This window comes from Paenibacillus sp. VT-400, from assembly GCF_001029205.1.
GTDB lineage: Bacteria > Bacillota > Bacilli > Paenibacillales > Paenibacillaceae > Paenibacillus > Paenibacillus amylolyticus.
The window spans coordinates 3,264,795-3,289,628 of the sequence record NZ_LELF01000067.1 but is presented as its reverse complement, the minus strand read 5'-3'; the positions used below and the strand labels follow the sequence as shown (position 1 = coordinate 3,289,628).

Here is a 24,834-nt window from a genome sequence, read left to right as displayed (position 1 = left end):
CAAGCCCTTATGTTGAGGAGGCGGAGTTAGAATGAACAAGAAAATATGGATTGCAGCCTTGCTGGTAACGGTTATGGCAGTTGCTGCTGGATGTGGAAGCAAGCCAACAGCTGCTCCGAATCAGACGCAAGGCGCAGGAACTGAAAACAATGTGACCGAGGTTGAAGGCGAAACAATTACCGAGCCGGTAACTGCTGAGCCTGAAGAGAATACAACGCCTATAGAATCGACGGAAGGCAGTTCGGAGGAAGAGACTACAACTACTCCGCCAAGCGAAACGTCTACGGAGAAGCCGGCAACTTCCGAAAGTAATGAAAAGAAAACGATCACTGTATTCTATACGGATGAAGAAGAACTGGAGTTGCACAAAGCTTCGGCAGAGATTTCATACGCATCGGATGATGCCAAATATAAAGCTGCCTTTGAATCACTGCAACAGAGCAAAGACGCTAAACTTGTTCCGCTGTGGTCTAAAGAAATTGAATTGAAGTCTGTTCAGTTCAAGGATGGAGCTCTTACGCTGGATATTCATATGCCAGATACTGCACGTCTTGGAGCAGGTGGAGAGTCTTATGCACTGGATGCTCTAAAACAAACGTTCTTCCAGTTTGATGAAGTAAAATCACTTGATTTACTGGTGGATGGTCAGCAGACAGAGAGTCTGATGGGCCATGTGGATCTTGAACATCCAATGACAAGATCCGAATAGGCTGTACAGCATACTGTTGTACCGTGAATCCACGGAATATGGGTCGTTTTACATGAGAGAGGGGAATCATAGGTGACTTTTAAATATAACCATACATCACACTCTAAAAAAGTAGTATCAGCCGTGCTTGCAGGCATGATGGCCCTTAGCGCCGGCGGAGCTGCCATGGCAGCAGAATCAACAGAAACGGGGCAGGGTCAGACTGCTGCAATAACCAATACGGCTGCACCAACTGGTTTGTTCAGTGACATCAAGGTCGGATACTGGGCTGAAAAACATGTCTACAAACTGGCATATCAAGGCATTCTTCTCGGTAACAACGGCCTGTTCCGTCCAGGAGACGCGGTAACACAGCAAGAAGCTGTAACAATGGCAATCCGTTTTATGAATCAAGAGGGCCAGTTGAATACCGACACGGCTGCGGCATTACCGACAAACATGGAAGTGGGAAATTATTTCAAGCCATATGTCGCGCTGGCACTTCAACTGGGACTGATTGACAAAACGGAAGAATCAACGGTGGATGTATCCAAGACCTCCTGGGGTCAAAAACCAGCTTCACGGGAATGGATTACCAAATTGTTAATCCGTTCATTGGACAAGGATGCTGAAGCAAAGGCACAAAACAATCAATCTACCGGATTTGCTGATAATGCAAGTATTTCCGAAAGTGGTAAAGGTTATGTCAATCTGGCTGTTAGCCTGGATCTGGCCAAAGGTGTGGAAGGCAACAAATTCAATCCAACTGGTTCCGTAACCCGTGCTCAACTGGCTACCTTCTTCAGTCGTGGTGAATCGTTAACGGATACAACGTACCCGAACACATCCACGGGTTATGTGACAGGATTGAAAGATGGGCAGATCACGCTGGTTGTGGACGGCAAAGCCGTTAACTTCGCAGTGAACAGCAGTACGCCTTACTTTACGAAAGACAGTGAAACTCGTGCTTCCGCCACAGATGTGAAGCTGTATACAAAAGTTATGGTTGTAGGTTCTGCAGGTGGGGCTTCCTATGTAGAAGTTGTTGATGCTACACCGCAGGTGGAAAGTGTTGAAGGTACATTTGCACGTTCATTGTCTGGTAATAAAATTGGTATCTTTGTGGGCGAGAATTACGAAACGTACAGTTATGATGAGGCAACTGCATTCATCGATCAGAATGGTAATGCAATCAAACTGTCCGATATTACGGCAGATAGCATCATCGAAGTACAGCGTGAGACGTTCTCGACTGACAAAAAAACAGTTGCTATTCGTGTGAAATCCGGCATTGTTAACAAGAGTGACAATGGCGTAATTGCTGAAGTATCCACTTCTGGCAAAACGATCAAACTTGTCAATGCAGCGGGTGCTACAGAACAGTTTGCATACAATGACAATCTGCTTATCACATATTCAAACCGTATCATGTCAGTGGCTGATCTCAAAGCCGGCAGTGCCGTGAAATACACCGTAAAGGACAGCGTTTTGCAAACTATTACATTGTCTCAAGGTGTGGAGCAATCTGTGCGCGGAACATTGGTTGAGATCGGTGGTAACCAGTCCACGTTAACGTTCAAACGTGAAGGGGGTTCCCTTGAGGCGAAACTGCTGACTGAAAAGCCGGAAGTTATTATCAATGGCATTCAGGATGCAACGCTGAATGATCTCATCACGGATGCAACGAACGGGGATCAGGTGGAGTTGACATTGAACTCTGACGACCAGGTAACGCGTATTCAGGTGATTGGACGTCAAATGGAACCTATGAACGGAGTAACGGTTGTATCTTACAACAGCAAAACAAAGGTACTTACCGTGTTGGACAACAACAAGAAACCGTTTGTATTTACATTGGATGAGAAAACCAAACTGGATTACAATACGACCAAACCTACACTCGCTGGTCTGGAGTCGATATTAAATGATGGTCGCAAATTGGATCTGACCTATGTGGGAACACGTGCGTTGTCCGTTAAAGTGATTTACAAGTATGAAGGTACGATCAGCAACATTGACACAACGGGCAGAAAAATCAGTGTGTTGTCTGGTAATCAGACGATTACAGTGCCTTATACTACAGCACCTACGGTTGAGATCTATAACAAATCGGGCGCAAGTCTGGGAGATTTGAAGATTGGTGACAAAGTGACCGTAACGCTTGGAGCAAATCAGGATGTAGTGCAGAAGGTTGCACTGAACACTGTGGCTCAATTCGAAGTGGTTGCCTTGGAAGCAAATAGTCGTATTCGAGTAAAATCCGATCTGTTGACAAGTCAGTTCTACGTGGATCAAGCGGTACTGACAGGAGAGAGTGGTCAGACGATCACGCCTTCACAACTGACAGCAGGCAACCTGATCAATGTAACGTTTGAAGGAGCTACGCCAAAAGCGGTTCAAGTCGTGAAGCGTACGCTGGCTGAAGTTACAGCGGTGGATGCTTCATCTGTAACGCTCAAACAGTTTAACGGCCAGACTGAAACCGTGCCTGTTAGCGGTTCTGTTAAAGTCGTAAAATCTGGCTCCACATTAACTTCATTGACTAGTCTTACGGTCGGAGATCGTGTGGAAATGACAAAAGATACGGATAATTCCACACGCTTCAGAGTACTAACTGTCATGAGCAAACAATTCTGGTCTTATGATGGCGTGGGTAACCAGATTTTGGTTAAACGGGAAACGACAGCAGACACAAACTATCGTTTTGCACTCGGATCAAGTGTATTTGTTCACCAGGGTGACAATACTTTAAGCGTGCAATCTCTCAGAGATAATGATAATATTGTATTGTATCTCCTGAACAATGTTATTCTGGAGATTCAAAAACAGTAATCGTTTCTTTTCGAGGATCAAAAGAATGACCGTCTTGATACGGGATCTTTCCCGCATCAAGACGTTTTTTTTGCAAGCTTTTTGAGGTCCCCGCAAAGTACTCGGATGAAGCTTCGAAGTAAGGCTCCGCAGAGTGGAGTCATTTTGTGGGAGGTAGCTCTTCATGAATGCAGCGACGGTTAGACATATACTCGAAACTATGGAAGCAATGTTTCCTGATGCACATTGCGAATTAAATCACAGCAATGCATTTGAATTGACGGTAGCTGTCCTTTTGTCTGCCCAGTGCACCGATGAAACGGTTAACAAGGTAACCGCAGATTTGTTCCAGAAGTACAGAAGCCCTGCAGATTATCTGGCAGTTCCTCTCGAAGAGTTGGAACAGGATATTCGGCGAATCGGTTTGTACAGGAACAAGGCCAAGCATATTCAGAACATGTGCCGAATTTTAATAGAGCAGTATGGCGGTGATGTACCGCAGGAACATGATCAGCTTGTGACGCTACCAGGTGTCGGGCGGAAAACCGCGAATGTAGTTGTTTCCAATGCGTTTGGAGTACCGGCAATTGCGGTAGATACTCATGTTGAACGTGTATCCAAGCGGCTGGCGCTTGCAGGTTGGGATGACTCCGTACTTGAAGTCGAAAAGAAACTAATGAAGCGCGTACCCCGGGACGAGTGGACTTTAACTCACCACCGGTTTATATTTTTTGGACGCTACCATTGCAAGGCACAGAACCCTGCGTGTCATATCTGTCCATTGCTGGACATATGCAGGGAAGGGAAAAAACGTATGAAAACGTCCCAAATCAGGAAAGATAAGGAACGTGTCACCACCCGAAAACGAAAAATAAATTAATGAGCAGAAAAGGATGAATAATCATGAAATGCATTTCCGTGTACACTGACAATTTTGAGGCCTTCTCCGATATCTTTGAACAAATCGTTGAACAGGAAATGGCTGAAAATGAAGAAAAAGAAGTAGAAGGCATCACAGTAAGCCACTCTGGCGACGTGCCTGAACATTATCTGGAGCGTATGTCCGTTAAACCCGAAGTTGTTGTTATGAGAGACAAAGGCAGAGACATTACAATTCTGCAACATGGACAAGTATTTGAAATCTTGCTGCCTTCCATGGAGAACGCAGTTTCATAAGAAGTGATTACACTATTGGTTCTGTTGTATTAATGTCATGATGATCGTTGTGGTTAAGATGATCGCATCGCATTCATGCAACAGACACTTGGCGTAAGCATTTGCTAAATACCGAGTATAAAACGTATTACAGATAAAACCGACTTGTTCGGTTTTATTTTTTTTAGATTATAGAACTTATACGTCCATTTATGTATATTCAATTCCAACCGTTCAAATTCAAACTTGATAATGTTAAAATAAATGTTGTAAAAGAGATAGACGTCGAAACGGATGTCAAATTAGAGGAGCCAGGGGGAAGGCCAGTCATGTCCAGAACAGATTACCCAAAAGAAATGGCCAAACCTCTGCTTCCGCTGCGTGAAGCGATGGAGCAGACAGGGGACCATACAGCTGTACAGGCTATAACGGATTTAATCAGCAAGGCGGAAATGAAACATCTGACGATTGCGTTCTGTGGTCATTTCTCTGCAGGCAAATCGAGTCTCATCAACAGTTTATGTGGTAAGCGGGTGCTGCCTTCAAGTCCCGTGCCAACTAGTGCAAATGTGGTATCCATACGTAATGGTAAGCCAAGAGCGCTTATTTATACTACTCCAAACGTAAGCGCTGACAATGGAGCAGGAACACTTGAAGTTTCTCCAGAGGAATTGGAGGCGTATTGCAAAAATGGTGGAGCTTATAGCTCAATTGAGGTATGGGATGATATTCCTCTGCTGAAAGATGATGCTGTCCTGCTGGATACACCAGGTGTGGATTCAACAGATCGCGGACATAGTCTCGCAACCCATTCAGCGCTCCATCTGGCGGATGTGGTGTTCTATGTCATGGACTATAACCATGTCCAGTCCGAGACAAACCTTTCATTTGCCAAGAGTCTGTCGGATTGGGGCAAACCGTTGTTTTTGATCGTGAACCAGATCGACAAGCATCGGGAGCGTGAGCTCTCTTTTGACCAATATACCGAAGGTGTCGAAGCTATATTTGCGGCCTGGGAAGTCAGATATGACGGACTGTTGTTTACTTCCCTACGCGACAAGCAGCATCGCTACAACCAGTGGGATGTGCTTCCGGAACTCATTGGACACATGATGCAAGAGAAGGAAGCGTTAATTACGCACAGTTTGGCAAGTTCGGCCAGTCATGTAACGGAGCAACACCTGACGAGAGAAGCGGAGAAACGTGAAGACGAAGAGAATTCCCTGCTGGATGAAATTGGTGGCAAGGAAGGAATTGAACGCTTGGAACGAGAGCTGGAGCTTCTTGATCAACAAGCAGCAGACATTCGTACCGGGCCTTCGAGAGTGCGTGAGAAATTCCGGGCAGAGCTGGAACCTCTTCTGGCAAATGCAAATCTTACTCCTGCGGATATTCGTGCGTCGGCTGCCGCCTATTTGGAGAGCCGCAAACCGGGCTTCCGGGTGGGTTTATTGTTCTCAGGTGGCAAAACCGAGCAGGAGAAACAACGCCGAGCTTCTGAGCTGGTCAGACTGTTACAGGATCAGGCTTCCGGACAAGTTGAGGTACATATTCGTACGATGCTTAGACAGCTGGGTGAGTCCCATCAGCTATGGGGAGCGGAGTGGGAGCAGGCGCTTAATACGGAGCTGCCTGCTGTAGATGAAGCACTATTGGAGATGAAACGCAGTGCCAGTGCAGAGGTATCTCCAGAGTATGTGATTCAGTTCAGTAAAGATGTGCGGGGCGAGATTGAGGCCCGCTATCGCAAGTCGGCCATGATGCTGGCCGACCGCATGCTAGAGGCGCTGGCAGCGCGAGGCGAAGCCGCGCTCCAGGCGCTGGACGCCAGCCGCGCAGCGCTGCTGGCGCAATCCGCGGCGGCGGCGCGCTACACGGCGCTCCAGCGCAGCGCCGCCGCAGAGGCAGCAGGGCTGCGCAGCCTGCTGCCCGATGCGGGCCCCCTCCCCTCCGGACTATTGCCGGAGGTGAAGGGCCCGCACGTGCCCGCGGTGCCTGAACCGGGCGAAGCTCCCGGTTCGCATGCGGGCACGTCAACGTCTGTGGCTGCGCAGCCACAGACGTCAGAGGCACCGCCAGCGCAGCGCGCAGCCGCAGCGGCGGTGCCTGGGCCATCGTCGGCGGCTGGCGCTGAACGCCGCCGACGCCTGGACGCAGCAGCGGCACGGCTTGAAGCCGCTGCTGCGCTGGTGGAGCCGTACCCCGCCATGGGGTCGGCGGTACGGGATCTGCGTGCCCGCGCGGCTTCGCTTGCGGGCGGCACGTTCACTCTGGCGCTGTTCGGAGCATTCAGCGCCGGCAAATCCTCCTTCGCCAACGCGTTGCTGGGCGAAGCTGTACTACCCGTCTCGCCGCATCCAACAACAGCGGCGATTAACCGAATCATGGCTCCTGCCGGGGGCGCGGAGCATGGAACAGCCCGGGTCCGGATGAAGACCCGGGACGCCTTCCAGGAAGATCTCGGCTATTCCTTCCGATTGCTCGGACTGGGTGAGCCTGGAGCGGAGTGGCAGAAGCGAGTACGCTCCCTCTCACCACAGGATGTGCATCCGGCGGGGCGCCCGCATTACAGCTTTTTGCAGGCAGCGGCAGCCGGCTGGGAAGAAACAGCGGACCAGTTAGGTCAGGATGTGCTGGTGGATCTGGACGGTTATCGTAACTTTGTCGCAAACGAGAAGAAGTCCTGTTTTGTAGACAGTATCGATCTCTATTACAGTTGCGATGTGACTGAACAAGGCATTGTACTGGTAGACACACCAGGAGCGGACTCCGTGAATGCTCGTCATACGGGTGTAACCTTCAATTATATGAAGAATGCGGATGCACTCATTTTTGTAACGTATTACAACCATGCTTTCTCCCAAGGAGATCGCCAGTTCCTGAATCAGTTGGGACGTGTTAAAGATAGTTCTGCCATGGATCAGATGTTCTTTGTTGTGAATGCCAGTGACTTGTCTTCCTCTGAGGAAGAACTGGAGCAGGTTCTCGATCATGTGAGCACCCAACTGCGCAGTAATGGAATTCGGGCACCACGACTCTTCCCGGTATCCAGCATACTGGCGATGGAAGGCAAGATGGCAGGTGATTCGAAGCTGCTTGAGCAATCCGGTTTTATCCGTTTTGAGGAAGAGTTCAACCAATTTGCAGGCAGAGAATTAGCCGATCTTGCCGTAGGTGGAGCTTCCGAAGAGATGGCACGTGTCATTCAGCGGTTGAAGAAGCGTGCCGAGGATGCAGCTCAGGGTGAGGAAGCATTGCAGCAGCGGCGGGATGAACTGGAGACGATCCAGGGACAGTCACGCCAGCGCATACAGCGACTTGCAGAGCGATCCATGAAGGAAGAACTGTCACAGGAAACAGCAGAGTTGCTGTTCCATGTGCGGCAGCGACTTGCCTATCGCCTTGGTCTATTCATGGCAGAAGCATTCCATCCTTCCGTACTTCGGGAGGATCGGGGCAATCTGAAGACGGCTTTTGCAGCCTGTGGACGTGAACTGTTACGCATGATTGCCATTGAACTGGAGCAGGAACTGCTTGCTACCACCCTCAGACTTGAACAGGCAGGTCAGTCCTGGCTGATGAAGCAAGTTACGGAATGTATAGACGATGTGAGACAGTTATCGGGTGGCGTGGATGTGTCACTGCCACTGAACGAACGCTGGAGTACACCTGTGCTTGAAGAAGTTCGTCTGGAAGAACCGTCTGGATGGAAGAGCTATTTGAATTACTTCCGTAATCCGAAACAGTTCTTCGAAGGGGACGGACGTCAGCGGTTACAGGAGGCACTTGATCCTGTCCTTAAACAGATGATCATTGAAGTTCTTCCTGCTGCGCAAGAAAAACTGATTCAGTTTTATGACAACCAGATTTGTCAATCGTTGCAACACCAATCCCGTCAGTTGGAAGAACGTCTGGACGAGGCGGTGAGTGGAATTCAAGATACACTGGAGAGCGGAATTCCGGCGGAGCAATGGACCAGCTTGTCTAACCAACTGGAACAGATTGAACGCAGTTAAAATCACGGCATAACGCGTATTCTCTGGAAGTCTTTGTAAAACAAAATGAATGATACAGCAACACATTGAAAATGTTGCGAAAATCAACCCAAAAAGGCCCCTGCCGAAAAGGCATATAGGGAGCCTTTTTTTGGTACGAACAACCTGAAATAAAGAGAATATTCAAACATTTGATTGAAAGGTGGGTATTTACCTTCGTTAATGCGTCAATAAGCTGAAAGCAGGCAGAATATGGTCTGTTATTCGCTTTGCCGCGAATGGGGTACGGTGATAAACTTCATAAATGTTCATAGTATTTTTGAACGACATAAGAGGAGGAGAAACATGGATGTTCTTAGGCAACTGCAAACCTTTTTTTGGGAAAAGCGAACGTATTTATTTGTATCAATCTTGTTCCTCGCCTTAGCGACCGCACTTGGGTTAGTGTATCCGTACATGCTGAGGATACTGATTGATGACATCATTGTTCCGCGAACTTTTGAAGACGTTCCCATAATTGCCTTGACTGTGTTAGGTGTAGTTATTTTGAAAGCGGGAATGCAGTTTTTACATGGCTTTTTTGGAGGACGCTTGGGTAACTTCCTGGCGTACAGACTTCGTAATGCATGTTACGAAAAGCTTCAATTTTTATCCTTCCGTTATTATGATACGGCCAAGACAGGTGATCTGATGTCCCGCCTCACGGGAGATTTGGAAGCCATCCGTAACTTTATCGGATTTGGTTTCGCCCAGATTCTTAACATGGTTTTCATGGTCGTATTCGGCGCAATCATGATGATGACCATGAGTTGGCAGCTTACGCTGTTCACACTCATATGCATCCCATTACTTGCCTTCGTTGCGCTGAGATTCGAATCCAAAATTCACCCTGCGTTTCAGGAGATGCGACTGGCGCTCAGTTCACTGACAACAGCGGTACAGGAGAATATCACTGGCGTACGTACGGTAAAATCCTTTGCACGTGAGCCTTATGAAGTGGAGAAATTCTCCATACGTAATGAGCGTTACAAGACAAATCAGATTCATGCCGCAACATTGTGGAGTCGCTATTTTCCGATCATGGAGATTCTTGCTTCGGTGAGTATCGTGCTGTTGCTGGTGATCGGTGGAAGAATGGTTATACAGAAGACGCTGACACTTGGTGAACTCGTTGCCTTTTTCAGTTTGATCTGGTACATAATCGGTCCAATGTGGAACCTTGGGTTCCATATCAACAACTATACGCAATCCAAAGCTTCAGGTGAACGGGTGCTCGAACTGCTGAATACGCCAGTGGATGTGGAAGAAACGCAAGATCCGGTCATTGTGGAGGCAGACCAGGTGAACGGTCATGTGACATTTGAATCCGTTACCTTTGCCTACGGCAACAAAATGCCAGCAGTAACCGATATTAATTTTGACGCTGCACCCGGTTCTGTAATCGGTTTCCTCGGGGGAACAGGGTCAGGTAAATCGACCATCATTCAGCTTCTGATGCGTGCCTATAACGTAAACTCGGGAACGATCAAGCTGGATGGCAAAAACATCAAAGATATAGGTATTCGCAGCTTGCGGAGTCAGATCGCTTCTGTTTTCCAGGAAACATTCCTGTTCTCATCCAGCATTCGCAATAATATTTCCTACGGACTTAAGAACGTCACCATGGATGAGATTATCCGTGCAGCGAAGCTAGCCAAGGCTCATGACTTCATTATGGAGTTCCCGGACGGATATGACACGGTGGTTGGTGAGCGCGGTATGGGATTATCGGGTGGACAGAAACAGCGGATTGCGATCGCAAGGGCTTTGCTGAAAAATCCAAAAATTCTGGTACTTGATGATGCAACCAGCGCCGTGGACATGGAGACGGAACACGAGATTCAGTCCGGTTTCCAGGAAGTTATGCGCGGCAGAACGACATTTATTATTGCACACCGTATATCTTCACTACGACATGCAGATGAGATTCTGGTGCTCGATGAAGGCCGCGTGGTACAACGTGGCAAACATACCGAACTCATTGAAGTGCCTGGACCATATCAGGATGTTTATAAAATTCAATATGCAGATTATATTGCCCGCGGTAAGCGGGAGGCTGGGGAGCAGGTGAATTCATGAGTGCCGAAACAATAGCAGACAGGCGCGAGGCAAAAGTGGCCTCTGAGAAGAAACTGAATGAACGATTTGTGTATCAGGATGATGAAATTATTGAAAAACCGTTTAACTGGAAAGAGTTCGGACGTTTATTTGCATACATGAAACCTTATGCAAAACAATTGTTACCACTCGTTATTCTAATGATGATCTTGGGTACCATTACGAAATTATCCGTACCTTTTCTGATCAGTCTGGCGATTGACCGTGCCATCGCACCGGCAACAGGGTTACCAAGCATGACTATGCTTTATCTTATTGCAGGCTCCATATTTGTGTTGTATCTGATTCAATGGGCAGCCAATACGTACCGGATCAAACTGACAAACATTATCGGACAGCGCGTTATTTATGATCTTCGCTCGGATCTGTTCAAGCATATCCAGAAGCTGTCCTTTAACTTTTTTGACAAAAGACCAGCAGGTTCGGTACTGGTACGTGTTACGAATGATATTAACTCCCTTCAGGATCTATTCACGAACGGTGCAGTTAACGTCATGATCGACTGCGTACAGTTGCTCGGGATCATTGTGATCTTGCTGTTGATTAACTGGAAACTGGGTCTTGCTGTGATCATTACGGTGCCAATCATGTTTATCATCTCGACCAAACTGCGGGTGCTGATCCGTCGGGCTTGGCAGGATGTGCGCATGAAGAACTCTCGGATTAACTCCCACTTGAATGAATCCATTCAAGGGATTCGAGTGACTCAGGCTTACACACAGGAAAAAGAGAACATGAAGTATTTTGACAACATGAATCTGTCCAGCAAAAAGTCATGGGATAGAGCATCAGCGATGAACCAGGGCTTTGGACCGCTGATTGAGATTACCGGTGGATTCGGTACATTAATCCTTTTCTGGTTTGGTGCTTACCTGATTCAACATGATCAGTTAACCGTGGGATTACTTGTTGCTTTTGCCAACTATGTCGGCAACTTCTGGGACCCAATCAATCGTCTGGGACAGATGTACAATCAGTTGCTGGTTGCGATGGCATCATCGGAGCGTATCTTCGAATTCATGGATGAAAAACCAAGTATTGCGGATAAACCAGGTGCCAAGCCACTTCCTTCTATTAAAGGAGATATCGCATTCGAAAATGTGGTGTTCGAATACGAGAAGGGCAGACAGGCGCTGAAAGGAATCAGCTTCTCAGCGGCTGCGGGACAATCGATTGCACTTGTTGGTCATACGGGCTCGGGTAAAAGTACGATCATCAATCTGATCAGTCGTTTCTATGATATATCCGGCGGACGTCTCACCATTGACGGACAGGATGTGCGGGATGTAACAGTAGAGAGTTTACGCAGCCAGATCAGCATTGTATTACAGGATACCTTCATCTTCTCGGGTACGATTCGTGACAATATTCGATTTGGACGACTGGATGCAACGAATGAAGAGGTGGAGGACGCAGCCAAAGCAGTCAATGCACATGAGTTCATCATGAAGCTGCCTGGCGGATATGATACCGAAGTAGAGGAACGCGGGAACGTATTATCCATGGGACAGCGACAATTGTTATCCTTTGCCCGTGCGCTGCTTGCTGATCCACGCATACTGATTCTGGATGAAGCTACAGCCAGCATTGATACGGAGACAGAGCTCAAAATCCAGGAAGCGTTGAAGGTGCTGTTGCAGGGAAGAACGTCCTTTATGGTCGCTCACCGTCTCTCAACCATCCGGAATGCAGATAACATTATCGTCCTGGATCATGGTGAAATTAAAGAAGAGGGTAACCATGAGCAGCTGATCCAAAAACAAGGCGTCTATAATGGATTAATAGAAGCTCAATACAGATTTTTGTGATGAAACCTTCGGACGCCTGTGAAGCGTCTGAACACATATGAACTTATAACACTCTGGCGTTCTATAGCCTGATCTTTCAATAATAAGTGCATTTTATTCATTGAAGACAGCTTAGAGGATAGCCGGAGTGTTTTTTTTATTCGTTAGTGTGGTATGTTATATTTTTGAAGAATGAAATCAATACAATCGTTCATGGCTGGAGGGAGATCAATGCAGATGGACAACAACGAAATAAATTCAAAGCATTTGGATCACCTGGATCATATGAATTTTAGGCTCCTTCACGTGAATTATACAAGTGATCCTGCGACGGAGTGGCTTCTGAGGAAACACTTCATTGAAACATACATGTTATTATTTGTAGCCAGTGGGCAAGGGTGGTTAAAGATAGATGGCAGTTTCATTGAATTAAAGGCGGGCGGACTGTACGTAGGCTTCCCGGGGCAACTGGTTGAGGCAAATGTGCATTCGTTGGATGAACGAGGCGTGTATCACATGAGTTTTGATGTCATGTACGCACTGGAGCAGGAGGGTGCAACAGCCCTTGAAATGATGAAGCAAATTTTACGTAATGAAGTGAATGGCGAGGTCAACTCATCTTCACCCGTTGCTGTTGGCGTGATATGTCAGATGATTTACCACCACACATTGAAGAAGGATGGTTTGCAAAGGTACTATGGTCAGATTCGTTTTCAGGAACTATTGTACACCATGTTTTACGACGTGGCCTTTACCGAAAAGACGGACCTGGCTTCACCAATTGAACATGTCAAAGGTTACATGGAGCAGAATTATTCGAAGAGATTAACCATTGAGGAATTAGCAAATGTGGCACGAATGAGCCCTCGACATTTCATGCGTTTATTCAAGAAAAGGTATGGTTACAGTCCTGTTGACTATTTAACGCTATATCGAATTAAACAAGCCCAGATCTTAATGAGAAATGATCACAGTTATCGACTCAAGGATGTGGCATCGTACGTGGGTTATCAGGATGAGACGTATTTCCGGCGTAAATTCAAGCAAATCTCTGGCATTCCACCAGCAGCGTTTATACGTAATAGCAAACAAAAAATTGCTGCAATTCATTCTGTGAGCATTGGTATACTGCTTGCATTGCAGATCATTCCCTGTGCCGCGCCGGCAAGTCATCCGTGGACATACTATTACCGACGTAAATATGAAACGGACAAAGTTATGCCACTCGCAGAGAGTGAGACCACTTGGCTGGAACAGCTTCGATTAGTTAAACCTGATTATATTATTACTGTTGGGACGGAGTCTGAGGATTTGCAGAGGCAGCTTCATTCCATTGCTCCTATGTGTGACCTCCCGTGGGAAAAAGGCGATTGGAGAGAACATTTGAGATATGTTGCAAGCTTTTTGGACAGGTCTGATATTGCAGAGGTATGGCTTCAAAGATATGAAGAGAAGGCAACGACCATAAAGGATCAGCTTGAGGATTTCATACGAAAAGACAGATTAGTTGTACTCAAAGTTTATGGTGAAGCGTTGCAGATGTTAGGCCCAAGGAGCATTGCTTCCGTTTTTTACGTTGATATGCAAATGGAGGGTCCCGAAGGAGTTGAGACTTATTGGGAACGGGGCACAGTGACCATTAAGGAGTTATCTGTTCTCAACGTGGAAAGAATATTATTGATTGTGGGTGAAGATGAGGAATCTAGGCAGACATGGTCTGCTGTGCGTAAGTCTGAGGAATGGCTTGCATTGTTAGCGGTACAGAATGGCAGAATGGATATGCTTTTGTCGAGCGTCCTGCTGGACTACACTGCGTTTACCCATGAGCTTATGTTGGATGAAATATTAAAGTTATGGCAAGATCGTCCATAGCAAAAAGTCTGAATAGTCAATATCATACCTGAACATATTTTAATATACTTACTCCTATATCAAATGATAATGATAATTATTATTAATTAGACGTTGTCATAACTAAATGCCATATAGGGGGTACATAAAGAATGAGATTCAGATGGTTAACGGTACTATGCACCATGATGTTGGTGCTCATTATTTCGGCTTGCGGTGCAGCAGGCAACGAAGCATCCTCGAGCGAGGGTCAAGAAGCGGGTACCGCCAATTCTTCAACAACAGAAGCCAGTCAGGTGAAAAAAGTGAACACGGAAATGGGAGAAGTTGAAATTCCGGTGAACCCACAAAAAATAGTTGGTTTGTCCGTTGTATATCCAGAATTTTTATATTCTCTTGGCATCGTACCCATTGCTGTACAGAACTACCATGAGGATTTTCCTTCTTACTTGCAAGAGCCATTCGCAAACACGATGAAAATGGGAATAGGAAGAACGCCTAACTTTGAAGCCCTCATGGAGGCAGATCCGGATTTAATTATCGCTCCTGACTGGTGGTCCAAAAAGGACTATGATCAGCTTACTCTGATTGCACCTACCGTACTTTTGCCACAGCGTGATGATTGGCGCGATGAACTGCGGGATATGGCCAAAATTTTGGACAAAGAAGAACAGGCAGAAAAGGTGATTCAGGATTTGATGGATAAGGAGAAGGTAGCTGCTGCCAAATTGGATAAGCTGATTGGTGAGGAGACTGTTCTCTACATTAGAGTGATGGAAAAAGAAATCGTACTTCATGGGGAGAACCTTGACCGAGGAAACTTTGTCCACAAACGATTGGGAATGAATCCACTTCCTAATTTCCCGAAAGATCAAACTGCCATGTCCGTATCCTTGGAAGTACTGCCTGAATACGACGCAGATCATCTGATCGTTCAGCTGGATGATGAGACTAATACGGAAATTAAAAAGAAATTTGAAGATATGTTATCTTCATCGTTATGGAAAAATCTGAAAGCAGTCAAGCAGGACCACATCTATATGGTGGGTGGCAAGGAATGGTTTAATCTGGGAATGTCTCCACTTGCCGATGAATATGTCATTGATGATATTGTTGCTGCTTTTGAAGAGAAAAATAAATAAGGCAAACGGTTCATGTTACACATATCTCTAAATTCACTACTAAATAACAGGATGTGTCCAAAATGAATAAGGAAGATATCTATGATGTAACCATCGTCGGAGGCGGACCGGCGGGATTATATGCGGCCTTTTATGCCGGGATGCGTGATATGAGAGTTAAGATCATTGACGGCAAAGACCAACTTGGTGGTTTTCTGCATACCTATTCCGAAAAACCTATCTGGGATGTGGGTGGCCTGCCACCAATGAAGTGTTCAAAGTTGATTGAGTATCTGGTTCAGCAGGCGAATACCTTTAATCCAACGGTTGAATTGAATTGCAAAGTAGATCGTTTCGCTCGACTGGACAACGAGATTTTGGCTCTGTATACTGCTGAAGGAGACATACACTATACGGGTACAATCATTGTTGCAGTGGGCCGCGGTATCGCAGAAATTCAGAAATTGGAGCTTCAGGAGCCGATTCAATGTGAGTATGAAAATCTTCATTACACCGTGCAAAATCCAGAACATTTTTCCGGGAAGCGTGTGCTCATTTCAGGAGGAGGCAACAGTGCAGTAGATTGGGCAATTGAACTTGCTCAACTTGCACGGAGCGTAGTGGTCGTCCACCGAAAAAATGAGTTTCGTGCAATGGAACGCAATGTTAGCGAGATGAACAATGTAACGGATGTTAGAACACCATATAGCATCACACGGCTTCATAATCATGGTGAACGTATCCATCAGGTTGTAATTACGCATATGGAGAGTCAGGACAATGTATTGTTAGATGTGGATGAAGTCGTAGTTAGTCATGGATATAAAAGCAATTTAAGTGATCTTGCCAGTTGTGGCTTAGAAATGGACGATGGAATGGTTCTAATGAGTCACTATGCACAGACGAGTCTGCCGGGTGTTTTTGCAGCAGGAGACTGTGCAACTCACGATAGCAAAGTCAGACTTATTGCCGGAGCCTTCAACGATGCGATTTTAGCTGTAAATAGTGCGAAAAAATACTTGACTCCAGATGCTCCCAAGATGGCGTACGTCTCCTCCCATAATGAAATTTTCAGAGAAAAAAACAAGCAAATCCCAAGGTTCTAAACTTGGGGTTTGTTTGCTTATTCATGTTCACTGGAATATTAAAATCTACTCTTTTGACATTTCCTTAATTTTGGGAGGAATGGAAGGAGTATCGAATCTGTGAGCAGTAATTGTAAAATTTGATCGAAAAAACACAAAAAATCTTGTAAAATTCACAAGAAAAATAGGGAGCACTCTTGCAATCTTTAACCAAAACCCCGAAAATAGAGAGACAGATATAGAAGATTTCTCTTTGGGAGGATTGGAAAGAACATGTGGGGTGCTCCTTTTACGGCTCAAGCCAAAAAAATGCTGCTACTAGGCAGTGGAGAATTGGGAAAAGAGGTCGTTATTGAGGCCCAACGACTGGGAGTAGAGACGATCGCTGTTGATCGTTATGAGAACGCACCTGCAATGCAGGTCGCGCACCGGTCTTACTGCATCGACATGCTGGATGCCGAAGCTTTGAAACAATTGATCCGTAAAGAAAAACCTCATTACATCGTACCTGAGATTGAAGCTATTGCAACAGAAGCTTTACTGGAGCTTGAGGAAGAGGGATTTTGTGTAGTACCTACTGCCCGAGCTGCACGCCTAACGATGGATCGCGAAGGCATCCGTCGGCTTGCAGCCGAACAATTGAAACTTCCGACAGCTGATTACCTTTTTGCGGACAACCTGGAACAACTTCAGGAAGCCGTACGTGAGCTTGGCACACCTTGTGTCATTAAACCATTAATGAGTTCTTCCGGCAAAGGGCAGAGTGTATGCCGAACACCGGGCGACGTGGAGGATTGCTGGAACATTGCTCTTTCGGGGGCTCGTGGCAAATCCGTTCGTGTTATTGTGGAGAGCTTTGTGCAATTTGACAGTGAGATTACATTACTTACCGTTAGGTCTGTTTCAGGCACCGTATTTTGTCCTCCGATTGGTCATATTCAGAAGGATGGGGATTATGTCGAATCCTGGCAGCCTCATGCAATGACTCCTGAGCAATGGCAGCAAGCTTGTCATATTGCCAAATCCGTCACGGATGAACTTGGCGGGTATGGACTGTTTGGAGTGGAATTGTTCCTCACATCGGATGGTGTTGTGTTCAGCGAGGTATCTCCTCGTCCACATGACACAGGTATGGTTACAATGGTGACGCAAGACAGTTCCGAGTTTGCGCTGCATGTACGTGCAATTCTTGGTTTTCCGGTCACAGGTGTACATCTGTTGACACCGGGAGCTTCAGCAACGCTGAAGGCTAATGATGAAACATCTGACTTTACTGTAGGCGGGATTGAAGAAGCACTGGCTCTTCCTCGTACTCAGATTCGTGTATTTGGCAAACCTGAGACCAAAGTAGGACGCCGAATGGCTGTAGCTTTAAGTGCTGGTCAAGATGTGGAAGAAGCTCGTAAAACAGCGGTGCAAGCCGCTAATATGCTGAAAGTGGAGGTAAATCATGTCCAATAATGTTGAGGCCCCTGTACTGATGATCCGAGAGTGTGAACTACGAGATGCTGAAGCGGTAACGGGACTGATGCGAGAGGTCAGCTATCCGACAACAACCAATGTCATGAAAGAACGTATTGAATGTTTGGAAACCAATCCAAACGCATGCATGCTTGTTGCCGAAGTGGATGAACAAATTATTGGTGTGATTGGCTTGCAATGTGTGCAAAGTCATGCCTATCCAGAACCTGCCGCACAAATTACTTCCCTGATTGTAGGTCAAGAACATCGTGGTGGTGGGATTGGCCGTCGTCTGATGGCTCGTGCCGAAGATTGGGGCAGACAGCAAGGTGGTAAACAACTGTTTGTCACAGGTGCAAACCGTGAAGTGACTTCAACAACGTACTCTTTTTATGAGCACATTGGTTTTCAGAAGAGAGGTTATCGGTTCAGTAAAGTTCTTCTATAGTATAAATAAAGTCTCTTCTATTGCATGGAAATTCTCATGATATCCTGATCTGCACATTCTGGTGTGGTGAATGATAAATAGATGGTGAAGCGACATTCGACTAGCATTTTTAGTCCGAATGTCTTTTTTTTTGCTTTTGTAAAATCTGTAACACTCTAAAAAATGACAAAAAAGTTACTTTTCCATATTTTATAGGTTCACAATCTCCTGTTGAATTGATATACTGCTAGAGTATTAATTACAAAGTTGTAATAACTAATCTTAAGGAGATGAATGAATTTGAAAAAGAAATGGATGAAAACTGTCGTAACGAGTAGTCTGACAGCCGTACTGGCCGTAGGGGTAATGCTTCCTGCTTCCGCGTCTGCTGCAGATTCAACATATAAGACTATCACAACGTACAAAATTACAAGTACAGACAGCTTGAAAGCTTATATTGAGAAATGGCTCAAACAAAATGGATACACCGTATCCGAGGGGCAAATTGTAGAGAAACCTGCTACGCAGCCTGATCAAACGACGAAACCTGCTGAGCCGACCACAAAACCAACTCAACCAACAACAAAACCTGCTGAGCCTACAACTAAGCCTGAGCAACCGACTAAACCAACACAACCAGTTCAAGAAGAAAAACCGGAAACTACACCGGCTAAAGATCCTTCAAACACAGGTAACACAGGTAATACTGGTAACAATACAAGTAATAATGGTAGCGAAAGCACACAATCCGACTTTGCTACTCAAGTTGTAAAACTTGTGAACGCTGAGCGTGCTAAAGCAGGTCTGAACGCTCTGGCTTCAGATGCACTTCTGGACAAAGTAGCTGTTGCTAAAGTAAAAGATATGAGTAATAATAACTATTTTGATCACCAGTCACCTACGTATGGTTCTCCGTTTGATATGATGAAACAATTCGGAGTAACTTACAGCTATGCAGGTGAGAACATTGCCCAAGGACAAAAAACACCACAGGAAGTGGTTACAGCTTGGATGAATAGTGAAGGTCACCGTGCCAATATTCTGAGCAAAAACTTTACGCATATCGGTGTAGGTTTCTACAACGGATACTGGGCACAAGAGTTTATCGGTAAGTAATCGATTTATAATGAAGAAAGTATGATTTTCTTTTCCACAAGGTTATGCCAGTACACAGTTCATATCTGTGTATGGCATAACCTTTTTTCCGTAAAATGACATATAAAAAATGAATTCTGCGAATGCAGCGCCAAAGTTTGCAAATTAACGACAGAACATTTATGTTATTTAGGAATAGCATCATCAAGGCGTGTCTGAAAACTCCGAAGTAAGCGGATTTTCAGACACGCCTTAATGTAAAGTCATTATAAATTATAAAATTATAAAGTACCCGAACTGGTGTACATGAGTGGAGATGTGATGATGAAAAAGAAAAAAAGCCTAGATTCAGCACCCTGGATCTGGAGAACTGTTAGTACAGTATCCATCTTGGCAACTTTGCTGTTGTTATTTGGATTTGGATACGCCATAAAAGACGTGATTTTTCCCGAGGGAGATTCCGCATTAACGACAGGCCAGGAGGCAACTGCTCCATCTAAGGAGATTGAGGGGGAACCGGCTGTCGTGGAAGATGGCAAGATTCGGATGGCCGTCATCGGTGATTCCCTGGCAAGAGGCACGGGGGATGATGAAGGACTCGGTTTTGTGAGACGTGCAGGGAACCTGCTTAAAGATAAAGGATATGACGTTCAGGTTCTTAATAATCTGGGTGTAAACGGTTTGAGAACAGATGCTTTATTGGAAAAACTCGATGAGCAAGGCGTGCGTTATGTCCTGCAACAATCCAATTTTATTTTGCTCTCGATCGGCGCAAATGATTTGTTCCAGGGAGGACAAGTTCTACAGGGGGAAGATCCGCCAACAGCAGAGCAGCTGGCAGCGGCTTTGCCGGAAACGTCGAAGCGCCTTCAAGAGATATTGAAGAAAGTAAAAGAAATTAATCCCGATGCACAGATTGCGTACATAGGGTTGTACAATCCGTTTGGCGATGTGAAGGAACTGGAGAAGCCTGGTAATGTAGTGGTGGCTGCATGGAACGATGCTGCACTGGCTATTTTGAACAATGAGGACAAGATGACACTGGTCCCTACATTCGATCTGTTTGAAAATCATCTGGGGGAGTATCTCTCGTCAGATCATTTCCATCCCAACGGACAAGGTTATGAGCAAATTGCAGTTCGGATTGCACAGGAATTCCAGGCAGATACACCCGCAGAAGGGAGTGGAAATTAAATGGCAGAGCAACTGTATGATTCCGTCCTATCCGTACAGAATCTGAAAAAGCGGATCGGACGCAAATGGATCATTAAGGACGTTACATTTGACGTAAAACCTGGTGAAATCTTCGGATTTCTCGGTCCCAACGGTGCTGGCAAAACAACTACGATACGGATGCTGGTCGATCTGATCAAACCAACAGAAGGAAAAATTAAAGTCTGTGGTTATGATGTGAATCGGGACCCTGAGCGTGCTTTGAAGTATGTAGGCTCCATTGTTGAAAATCCGGAGGTATATACATATCTGACAGGGTGGGAGAACCTGGAGCATTTTGCCCGCATGCAACCAGGTGTGGACAACGAGCGCATTCAGGAAGTTGTAGATATTGTGCGTCTGGATCAGCGGATTCACGATAAAGTCAGAACGTACTCATTGGGTATGCGTCAACGGCTCGGTATTGCACAAGCGCTGCTTGGGCGACCGCGTCTGCTTATTCTGGATGAACCGACGAATGGTCTTGATCCAAAAGGAATTAAGGAACTTCGTGTCTTTATTAAGCAACTTGCCAGTGAAGGTATGGCTGTATTTGTCAGCAGTCACTTGTTAAGTGAGATCCAGCTTCTCTGTGACAGAGTAGCCATTATCAGTGCTGGGCGTGTGCTTGCTGTTGGAGGTGTAAGCGAACTGATTGAAGATCATTCGAAGTTGGCTATATGGCATGTTTCACCACTGGAGCAAGGCAAAAAAATGTTGCAGGATGCAGGCATTGCTCTGGTAGGTCGACCTGCGGATGTGATGGATGATACCATTGTTGCGGGCCTTGGTCCCAACGCTGTGGTTGCCGAGATGCACGAAGATCGAATTCCTGATATGGTGCAACAGATGGTTCAAGCTGGTGTACAGGTTGAAGGGGTACAGCGGATTCAGCCTACGCTTGAACAACTATTCTTAAAAATGACAGAAGGTGAATCCATTGAGTAATATCATGCCGCTGATCCGCAATGAAACGATTAAGATGGTGAAGAAAAAACGGCTTTATATTATATTTATTGTACTTGCGGTCCTCGTACCGATGTTTACGTATGCCCAGATGAAATCTGCGGAGAATAATCGCGACAAGTTTGGCGGCGATTGGCGTCTTGAACTGCAACAGGCCATCACAGACAATCAAAATTCGCTCGGTAGCGATCGGGTACCTGAAGAGTACAAAAAATATAGAACAGTATATATCCAGCAGATGCAGTATTATCTTGAGAATGATATCAATCCCAAAGAACCGGGTGGTGTTACCTTTACGCGGGAGTTCATGAACAACGCGGTTGGATTGTTTATTCCACTGTTAATCATGGCTATTGCTTCAGATCTTGTTTCTGGTGAACGTACGACAGGTACGATTAAAATGCTTTTAACGCGTCCGGTTAGACGCTGGAAAGTGCTTCTGAGTAAATTAATTACGCTGATTATGTTTGTTTCGATCATAGTGGTATCAGCCTACATTATATGTTATGTCATATCGGGTGCGGTCTTTGGTTATAAAGGCTTCAACATGCCAATCTTCACAGGATTCAAAGTTGTGGGAACAGATGTCGATATGTCGGCAGTGCATGCTGTAGACCAGTGGCTGTATATGCTCATGCAGGCAGGACTGATCTGGTTTGTGAGTGTAATTGTGGCTATGCTTGCATTTATGGTATCTGTGCTTGTGCGCAGTACTGCTGCAAGTATTGTTATCATGATGGCCGCTTTGATTGCAGGGACAATCTTGACCAGTATGGCAGCGTCCTGGCAGACCGCGAAGTATTTGTTCATGGTTAACCTCGAACTTCCGAATTATTTGTCTGGCGGGTTACCTCCAATCGAGGGTATGAATTTAGGTTTTTCCCTTATTGTGCTTAGTGTTTGGGGCATTGCTTCACTCATTGTGTCATTCCTTGTCTTTACGAAACGGGATATCTTGAATTAAAATGGACAAGGATAAGAAAACATCTGTTTGCATTTTAGGCATTTTTTTAGTTGCAAGTTAAGAAGGGGGAGCATGAATGGTCGAGCAAATCGATATGTCGGCAGGTTCGACAGGCGGAGGACAGGGGTCTTCAGGCTACGACGCGGACGACATTCAAGTACTTGAAGGGTTGGTAGCGGTACGGAAACGGCCGGGGATGTACATCGGCAGCACCAGCACTTCGGGTTTACATCATTTGGTATGGGAAATTGTCGACAACGCTGTCGACGAACATCTCGCCAAATTCTGCTCCAAAATCGATATCACGCTGCATAAGGACGGTTCTATTACGGTTCAGGATAACGGAAGGGGAATTCCGACAGGTATACATAAAACAGGGATTCCTACTCCCCAGGTCGTGTTTACGATTTTGCACGCAGGCGGAAAGTTCGGTGGATCAGGATACAAAAAATCAGGCGGTTTGCACGGTGTAGGTGCGTCAGTTACAAACGCATTGTCCGAGTGGCTTGAAGTCGAGATTTTCCGTGATGGCAAGATTCATCGTCAGCGATTCGAGTATTGGAAGGACAAAAAAGGGATTGAACATGTCGGTGAACCGGTCTCCGGTCTCGATGTGTTGGGCAATACCAATCGGACAGGTACAAAAGTTACATTTAAACCGGATATTCGGGTGTTCCAGAGCGGTATTCAATTTAATTATGATACATTGGCAGAACGTCTTCAGGAGATTGCTTTTCTGAATTCGGGTCTGAGAATTGTGCTCAAGGACGAACGTTCGGGCAATCAGGATGAATACATGTATGAAGGCGGAGCAAGCCAGTTTGTTGCTTTTCTTAACGAAAGTAAAGATGTGCTGCATGATGTTATTCACTTCTATGCGGAGAAGGATGACATTGAAGTCGAAGTGGCAATCCAGTATAACGCGGGTTATACGGAAACACTGGCTTCATTCGTGAACTCGATCCCTACTCGGGGCGGCGGTACTCATGAGACCGGATTCAGGGCTGCGTATACCCGTGTAATGAATGATTACGCACGGCGTACCAGCATGATTAAGGAAAAAGACAAAAACCTCGAAGGTAATGACCTGCGTGAAGGTATGATGGCCGTCATCAGTGTCAAAATGTCAGATGTTGAGTTCGTAGGTCAGACGAAGGATCAGCTCGGCAGCGCTTCCGCTCGAAGTGCTGTGGATTCGGTCGTGTCCGAAAATATTCAACGGTTCCTGGAAGAAAACCCGCAGGTAGCGCAAACCTTAATTCGCAAAGCGGTTCAAGCCTCCAGAGCCAGAGAAGCAGCCCGCAAAGCACGTGATGATATGCGCACAGGCAAGAAACGTAGCGAAAGTTCCAACCTGAACGGCAAACTAACGCCGGCGCAATCAAAGGATTTTACCCGAAATGAGTTATTTATTGTCGAAGGGGATTCCGCAGGTGGTTCTGCCAAACAGGGACGTGACTCGAAGATTCAGGCTATTCTGCCGCTCAAGGGAAAACCGCTCAATCCGGAAAAATCAAAGCTGGCCGACATTCTCAAAAATGAAGAATACCGCGCCATTACAGCGGCGATCGGTGCGGGCATAGGAACCGAATTTGCAGTTGAAGACAGCAATTATTCCAAAATTATCATTATGACCGATGCGGATACGGACGGCGCACATATTCAGGTGCTGCTGTTGACCTTCTTTTATCGTTATATGAAGCCTTTAATTGATGCAGGCAAAGTATATATTGCTCAGCCGCCATTGTACAAACTTACTCGTAAGTCTGGTAAGCTTGCGAGTGTTCGATATGCATGGACGGATGAAGAACTGGCGAATTATATGAAGGAATTCGGTAATAATGTTGAGCTTCAACGTTATAAAGGTCTTGGTGAGATGAATCCGGATCAACTGTGGGAAACAACAATGAATCCGGAAACTCGTGCGATGCTGAAGGTACAGATTGTTGATGCAGCAAAAGCAGAACGTCGTGTATCTACGCTCATGGGTGATAAGGTTGATCCGCGGAAACGCTGGATCGTAGAGAACGTCGACTTTACAGAGTACGAAGAATAGAAG

At 45.9% G+C, this 24,834-nt stretch carries 17 protein-coding genes; all 17 read left to right on the top strand.

Annotation, left to right across the window (positions count from 1 at the left end):
* The first annotated feature begins 31 nt into the window (after window positions 1–31).
* Window positions 32–709, top strand: coding sequence for a GerMN domain-containing protein (locus tag EL84_RS25040; protein WP_047843523.1), 678 nt, complete (start codon window positions 32–34; stop codon window positions 707–709).
* Window positions 710–781: 72 nt separating this feature from the next.
* Complete coding sequence (locus EL84_RS25035) at window positions 782–3,520, top strand: S-layer homology domain-containing protein (protein ID WP_047843522.1); 2,739 nt, start codon at window positions 782–784, stop codon at window positions 3,518–3,520.
* Window positions 3,521–3,683: 163 nt separating this feature from the next.
* On the top strand, window positions 3,684–4,379 hold the full coding sequence (nth, locus tag EL84_RS25030; protein ID WP_036607558.1) for an endonuclease III: 696 nt from the start codon (window positions 3,684–3,686) through the stop codon (window positions 4,377–4,379).
* A 23-nt stretch (window positions 4,380–4,402) separates the two neighbouring features.
* Window positions 4,403–4,675 carry a hypothetical protein gene (locus EL84_RS25025; protein WP_017687779.1) on the top strand — a complete coding sequence of 91 codons (273 nt, stop codon included), beginning with the start codon at window positions 4,403–4,405 and terminating at the stop codon, window positions 4,673–4,675.
* A gap of 308 nt (window positions 4,676–4,983) precedes the next feature.
* Entirely contained in the window at window positions 4,984–8,670 is a 3,687-nt protein-coding gene (locus EL84_RS25020; RefSeq protein ID WP_047843521.1) for a dynamin family protein, read from the top strand.
* Between the two features lie 324 nt (window positions 8,671–8,994).
* The gene (locus EL84_RS25015; protein ID WP_036613268.1) at window positions 8,995–10,767 is read left to right on the top strand and encodes an ABC transporter ATP-binding protein; all 1,773 of its coding nucleotides are present in this window, start codon (window positions 8,995–8,997) and stop codon (window positions 10,765–10,767) included.
* Window positions 10,764–12,614 (top strand): ABC transporter ATP-binding protein, encoded by a 1,851-nt coding sequence (locus EL84_RS25010; RefSeq protein ID WP_036672925.1) that lies wholly within the window; start codon window positions 10,764–10,766, stop codon window positions 12,612–12,614. Before EL84_RS25015 ends, EL84_RS25010 begins: the two co-directional genes overlap by 4 nt.
* A gap of 210 nt (window positions 12,615–12,824) precedes the next feature.
* Window positions 12,825–14,465: an AraC family transcriptional regulator gene (locus EL84_RS25005; RefSeq protein ID WP_047843520.1), complete on the top strand. Its 1,641-nt coding sequence runs from the start codon at window positions 12,825–12,827 to the stop codon at window positions 14,463–14,465.
* 131 nt (window positions 14,466–14,596) lie between these two features.
* Window positions 14,597–15,586: an ABC transporter substrate-binding protein gene (locus EL84_RS25000; RefSeq protein WP_047843519.1), complete on the top strand. Its 990-nt coding sequence runs from the start codon at window positions 14,597–14,599 to the stop codon at window positions 15,584–15,586.
* Window positions 15,587–15,648: 62 nt separating this feature from the next.
* Window positions 15,649–16,671 carry an NAD(P)/FAD-dependent oxidoreductase gene (locus EL84_RS24995; protein WP_047843518.1) on the top strand — a complete coding sequence of 341 codons (1,023 nt, stop codon included), beginning with the start codon at window positions 15,649–15,651 and terminating at the stop codon, window positions 16,669–16,671.
* Between the two features lie 252 nt (window positions 16,672–16,923).
* Entirely contained in the window at window positions 16,924–18,111 is a 1,188-nt protein-coding gene (gene purT, locus EL84_RS24990) for a formate-dependent phosphoribosylglycinamide formyltransferase (RefSeq protein ID WP_047843517.1), read from the top strand.
* Window positions 18,101–18,559: a GNAT family N-acetyltransferase gene (locus EL84_RS24985; protein ID WP_017687788.1), complete on the top strand. Its 459-nt coding sequence runs from the start codon at window positions 18,101–18,103 to the stop codon at window positions 18,557–18,559. The genes purT and EL84_RS24985 overlap by 11 nt, the downstream gene beginning before the upstream one ends.
* A 279-nt stretch (window positions 18,560–18,838) precedes the next feature.
* Window positions 18,839–19,654 (top strand): CAP domain-containing protein, encoded by an 816-nt coding sequence (locus tag EL84_RS24980; protein ID WP_053061607.1) that lies wholly within the window; start codon window positions 18,839–18,841, stop codon window positions 19,652–19,654.
* A 300-nt stretch (window positions 19,655–19,954) separates the two neighbouring features.
* Complete coding sequence (locus EL84_RS24975) at window positions 19,955–20,827, top strand: GDSL-type esterase/lipase family protein (RefSeq protein WP_321163452.1); 873 nt, start codon at window positions 19,955–19,957, stop codon at window positions 20,825–20,827.
* Window positions 20,828–21,793 (top strand): ABC transporter ATP-binding protein, encoded by a 966-nt coding sequence (locus tag EL84_RS24970; RefSeq protein ID WP_036672918.1) that lies wholly within the window; start codon window positions 20,828–20,830, stop codon window positions 21,791–21,793.
* Window positions 21,786–22,775: an ABC transporter permease gene (locus EL84_RS24965; protein WP_036613298.1), complete on the top strand. Its 990-nt coding sequence runs from the start codon at window positions 21,786–21,788 to the stop codon at window positions 22,773–22,775. The genes EL84_RS24970 and EL84_RS24965 overlap by 8 nt, the downstream gene beginning before the upstream one ends.
* A gap of 76 nt (window positions 22,776–22,851) precedes the next feature.
* Window positions 22,852–24,831, top strand: coding sequence for a DNA topoisomerase IV subunit B (parE, locus tag EL84_RS24960; protein ID WP_047843514.1), 1,980 nt, complete (start codon window positions 22,852–22,854; stop codon window positions 24,829–24,831).
* Window positions 24,832–24,834 lie beyond the last annotated feature (3 nt).

What these genes read in the sequence shown, in the direction of transcription:
- EL84_RS24995 (WP_047843518.1), top strand. Translation starts at nt 15,649, where the DNA reads ATGAATAAGGAAGATATCTATGATGTAACCATCGTCGGAGGCGGACCG.
- EL84_RS25020 (WP_047843521.1), top strand. Translation starts at nt 4,984, where the DNA reads ATGTCCAGAACAGATTACCCAAAAGAAATGGCCAAACCTCTGCTTCCG.
- EL84_RS25025 (WP_017687779.1), top strand. Translation starts at nt 4,403, where the DNA reads ATGAAATGCATTTCCGTGTACACTGACAATTTTGAGGCCTTCTCCGAT.
- EL84_RS25010 (WP_036672925.1), top strand. Translation starts at nt 10,764, where the DNA reads ATGAGTGCCGAAACAATAGCAGACAGGCGCGAGGCAAAAGTGGCCTCT.
- purT (WP_047843517.1), top strand. Translation starts at nt 16,924, where the DNA reads ATGTGGGGTGCTCCTTTTACGGCTCAAGCCAAAAAAATGCTGCTACTA.
- EL84_RS25000 (WP_047843519.1), top strand. Translation starts at nt 14,597, where the DNA reads ATGAGATTCAGATGGTTAACGGTACTATGCACCATGATGTTGGTGCTC.
- EL84_RS25005 (WP_047843520.1), top strand. Translation starts at nt 12,825, where the DNA reads ATGCAGATGGACAACAACGAAATAAATTCAAAGCATTTGGATCACCTG.
- EL84_RS25040 (WP_047843523.1), top strand. Translation starts at nt 32, where the DNA reads ATGAACAAGAAAATATGGATTGCAGCCTTGCTGGTAACGGTTATGGCA.
- EL84_RS24985 (WP_017687788.1), top strand. Translation starts at nt 18,101, where the DNA reads ATGTCCAATAATGTTGAGGCCCCTGTACTGATGATCCGAGAGTGTGAA.
- EL84_RS25015 (WP_036613268.1), top strand. Translation starts at nt 8,995, where the DNA reads ATGGATGTTCTTAGGCAACTGCAAACCTTTTTTTGGGAAAAGCGAACG.
- nth (WP_036607558.1), top strand. Translation starts at nt 3,684, where the DNA reads ATGAATGCAGCGACGGTTAGACATATACTCGAAACTATGGAAGCAATG.
- EL84_RS24975 (WP_321163452.1), top strand. Translation starts at nt 19,955, where the DNA reads ATGATGAAAAAGAAAAAAAGCCTAGATTCAGCACCCTGGATCTGGAGA.
- EL84_RS24970 (WP_036672918.1), top strand. Translation starts at nt 20,828, where the DNA reads ATGGCAGAGCAACTGTATGATTCCGTCCTATCCGTACAGAATCTGAAA.
- parE (WP_047843514.1), top strand. Translation starts at nt 22,852, where the DNA reads ATGGTCGAGCAAATCGATATGTCGGCAGGTTCGACAGGCGGAGGACAG.